The sequence below is a fragment of the Streptomyces bambusae genome (genome assembly GCF_019400985.1).
In the GTDB taxonomy this organism is placed as follows: domain Bacteria; phylum Actinomycetota; class Actinomycetes; order Streptomycetales; family Streptomycetaceae; genus Streptomyces; species Streptomyces bambusae_A.
Window position 1 is genome coordinate 1 of the sequence record NZ_WTFF01000489.1, and the last position, 3,744, is coordinate 3,744.

Annotated in this window: 4 protein-coding genes and 1 pseudogene; 3 read left to right on the forward strand and 2 right to left on the reverse strand. The window is 68.9% G+C overall.

The window, feature by feature from the left end; genetic code table 11:
* Positions 1–332, reverse strand: a pseudogene (locus tag GPJ59_RS38180) (hypothetical protein); the annotation flags it as partial.
* A 36-nt stretch (positions 333–368) separates the two neighbouring features.
* Complete coding sequence (locus GPJ59_RS34505) at positions 369–1,364, reverse strand: DUF3344 domain-containing protein (RefSeq protein ID WP_258025361.1); 996 nt, start codon at positions 1,362–1,364, stop codon at positions 369–371.
* A gap of 411 nt (positions 1,365–1,775) precedes the next feature.
* Here GPJ59_RS34505 and GPJ59_RS34510 point away from each other — a divergent pair, with 411 nt between their 5' ends.
* From GPJ59_RS34510 to GPJ59_RS38755, 3 genes are all read left to right on the forward strand, one after another.
* Positions 1,776–2,177: a rodlin gene (locus GPJ59_RS34510; RefSeq protein WP_219671964.1), complete on the forward strand. Its 402-nt coding sequence runs from the start codon at positions 1,776–1,778 to the stop codon at positions 2,175–2,177.
* Positions 2,178–2,490: 313 nt separating this feature from the next.
* On the forward strand, positions 2,491–2,724 hold the full coding sequence (locus GPJ59_RS34515; protein ID WP_219671960.1) for a chaplin: 234 nt from the start codon (positions 2,491–2,493) through the stop codon (positions 2,722–2,724).
* 139 nt (positions 2,725–2,863) lie between these two features.
* Positions 2,864–3,616, forward strand: a complete 753-nt coding sequence (locus tag GPJ59_RS38755) for a chaplin (protein ID WP_219671961.1) — start codon at positions 2,864–2,866, stop codon at positions 3,614–3,616.
* The last annotated feature ends 128 nt before the right edge of the window (positions 3,617–3,744 follow it).

Sequence of the window (3,744 nt, forward strand, 5' to 3'; positions counted from 1 at the left end):
GGGCTCCGCCCCGGACCCCGCCCCTCCTCGGGGGCCCGGCCGGCCCGCCACAGGTGCACCTCCGCCCCGGCCGCACGGGCGGCGTCGGCGAGCTGCCCGCCGCGCGGGCAGCCGACGACGGGGCGCAGGCCAGCGGCGGACTGGGCGCGCACGAGGTCGGTGACGACCCGGGCGACTCCGCCTTCCACGGGCTGGACCAGATGGAGGACGGTGAGGGGTTCCGGCGCGGCGGCCGGGAGTTCCGGCGGGACGGCCGGCGGCTCCGACGGGACGGCCGGGGCCTGCGACGGGACGGTCGGGGGTGCTGACGGGACGGTCATGTCTTCGGACATGTCTTCTGACGGCACGTGGAGGGTCTTTCGTACGTCTCAGCGGCGCGTGTCTGTCTGCACGAAGAGCACGCCGAGGAACTGACCTTGGCTTTCGCCCGCGAGCTGGAAGGAAAGGCTGCGGGCACCCCCGGACAGGGCGGGACTCAGATCGAACACGTCCGCGTCGTACCCGAGGTTATTCATATGTTCGGGCTGACGCCTGAACGAGGGGCGTCCGAATTCTGTGATAGTAGAATTCATCACATCATTGAACGGATTTTCGGGGTCGCTCAGCTGCACCCTGCGGCCACTGTCGGCGGTCACGGTGAGTGAGTCACCGAGGGTGCCGCGGTCCCCGTCGTACGCGACCACCCCGGCCTTCCCGGAGCCACCGGCCGGCACGTCCAGGCCCTGCACGTCCACCGTGGCCACGGCCTCCTGGCGGGCCCCGGCCCACACCGCCTCGAAGCCGTCCCACAGCGCGAGGCGGCGCAGCGGCTCGTCCGGGTGCTCGTAGGCGACCACCAGCGTCCAGCCGCCCCAGGCGCCCACCGCCGAGTGGCCCATGGCGATGTTGAGCTGCGCGACCGTCCACATCCCGGCGCCGCCGCGGCGCACCAGCGGGGTGACGTCGGCGGAGGCCTGGTAGGCGTCGCTGCCCTCGTCGGTGCGGTGCCCGATCCGGGTGTCGGCCAGCACCTCCGTGTACGCCCCGCCGGGCTCGGCGACCAGCACCCGGCCGTTGTCCTGCGGGGGCTTCTGCTCACCGACCCGCAGGTTCCCGCCCCAGTACAGGCGGGCGTAGGAGACCTTGGCGCCCGCGGGGACCTTCAGCTCCGCGCGGGTGGAGTTGTAGGTGTCGGGGTCCTTGTCCACCTCGCTGTAGAACATCTCGTAGTCGCTGTTGACCCCGGCCGCGCCGCGCCTGACGTCGCCGCACGGCTCGGCCTGCGGCGCCTCCTCCTTGCGGCAGCTGATGCCGGAGTTGGACGCCCGGACCAGCCCGCCGTGCTGGACCGACTGATAACGCTGCGTGAACGGGATGCGGGGCAATTCCTTCGGGGCCGGAGGGGCCGCTCCGGCTGCAGGAACGTTTGCGGAAAGAACGAGGCAGGACAGCAGGGGGGCGAGTACACCGAGGATTCTGCGGGTGGAACCCATGTGACCCTGTCTCCATTTCCGATCAAGGCGACAAAACAGGAGTGCACTTTGTCAGAAATCGGGCTGGGAATCACGTCGGACTCGCTCGTACGGCCTTTTGGGCGATCGCACGCACCCTTGGAGAGGGCGTGTCGTTATGCGGTTGCAGCAATCGTTCGAACCGGCGGGTCCAGGTGAACGCCTGAGCGTCAACGCCCCCCTCCCGGACGGCGGCATCCGGGTGAAGACGCGCAACCCCGGCCCGGACGGGACCGTTGATCCGGCTGCTCCTGTACCGGGCAATCCTTCAGAAAAGGGATGACTGTGATCAAGAAGATGATGGCCACGGCCGCCGCCGCCGCGTCCGTCGTGGGCATGGGCTCGGCCCAGGCGATGGCAATCGGCAACGACAACGGGATCAACACCGTCAACGGCAACGGCGCCGCGCAGATCTACGGCAACCAGGCCACCTACGGCCACATGAGCCCGCAGATGGCGCTCATCCAGGGCTCCTTCAACAAGCCCTGCATCGCCCTGCCCGCCAAGGTGAACGCGCAGTCGCTCCTCGCGCTCGTCAACGTCGGCGTCCAGGACATCCCGATCCTGTCGAACCCGATGAACCAGCAGTGCACCGAGAACTCGACCCAGGCCAAGGGCGACGAGGCGCTCTCGCACATCCTGGACAACATCCCGATCCTCTCGGGCAACGTCTCGAACGGCAGCTGACCCCGGCGCCGCACCCGCGAGGCCGCCGCACCTTCTGGTCGCGGCGGCCTCGCCGTCGGTTCCGGGCCATTCACTCCCCGCGAATTCAGAGAAAAACCCGGGCCACTTTGACCACCGGGACCACCGGGACCACCCGGATCTCCCGGATCTCCCGGACCTCCCCGGACCACCCGGGCATCGGGGCGAAATACCGCAGCCTCCGGCAGGCTTCCACAATCTTCCACAGCCGGAAAACACACGGTTTCTTTTCCCCGGGCCGCTCGTTGTTAATTCTGCAGTGGATACGCCGCTGCGGGAAAGGATCGAAGAGAAAATGACGTACAAGAAGGCAGTGGTGCTCGCCGCCGGCGTTCTGATGGCCGCCGGTGCCGCTTCTCCCGCCATGGCCGACGCGGACGCCGTGGGCGCGGCCAAGGACTCCCCCGGTGTGCTCTCGGGCAACCTGCTCCAGGTCCCGGTCCACATCCCGGTGAACGTCTGCGGCAACACCGTGAACATCATCGCGCTCCTGAACCCGGCCTTCGGCAACACCTGCGTCAACAACTGACCCAGCGCCTGACGAAGCGTCTGTGCCCGCAAGGGCAGACCTCCTCGGGGTGGCCTCGGAGTGCACGGCGGTGCACTCCGAGGCCACCTTCGACTGAAGCCCGGCCACGGGGCCGGAGAGAAAGACCAGGGAAGGACCCATGCGACAGGTACTGAGCCGACAGGTACTGGGCAAGGGGGTGCTCACGGCGGCCGCGGCGTCGAGCCTGCTCTCGATCGCCGGCGGAGTGGCGTACGCCAACCATGGGGCCGTCGCCGAAGCCTCGCATTCACCGGGTGTGCTGGCGGGCAACAGCGTCTCGGTACCGATCACCCTCTCGCCGAACGTCTGCGGCAACAGCGTGGACGGCGGCGCCGCACTCAACCCGGCGTTCGGCAACACCTGCGTCAACGACACGGGCCACGGCGGCGGCCACACGTCCGGCGGGCACGCGTCCGGCGGCTACGGCGACGACGACGGCCCCGACTACGCCCGCTACCTCAGCCCGGAGCACGCCGAGACCTTCCAGCGCTACCTGGAGGAGCGGGAGTACGGCCACCCGCACGCGCCCCGGCACGCCAAGCCGCGCCACGAGGCGCCCGAGGAGGCCCCGGTCGCGATCCCCCGGGCCCGCGAGCCCCGCCACGCCGCGCCGCACGAGCCGCGCGAACAGGTCCGGCACGAGCCGCGCCGCCAGGGCGGCCACAGCGCGGCCCCCGAGGAGGAGTGCGACGACCACCCGGCCCCGCGGCCGGACCACGCACCCCCGGCCCCGAAGCCCAAGCCCAAGCCCCAGCACAAGCCCCAGCCGAAGCCGCAGGCGGAGCACCCGGCGCCCCACCCGGCACCCCCCGCCCCGAAGCCCCTGTCTCCTTTACACATCTGTCGCTTCCGCCGAACTTACACGTGTTGAATATGGCGGTGTCAGCGGCATTAGATGAGCAAAAAACAATACACAGTGTAATACATCAGCTGAAACTCACACAAAATCACTAACAATGAACACTCATTAGCTACGTTGACGATCATCAAGATCTATAA

What these genes read in the sequence shown, in the direction of transcription:
- GPJ59_RS34515 (WP_219671960.1), top strand. Translation starts at nt 2,491, where the DNA reads ATGACGTACAAGAAGGCAGTGGTGCTCGCCGCCGGCGTTCTGATGGCC.
- GPJ59_RS38755 (WP_219671961.1), top strand. Translation starts at nt 2,864, where the DNA reads ATGCGACAGGTACTGAGCCGACAGGTACTGGGCAAGGGGGTGCTCACG.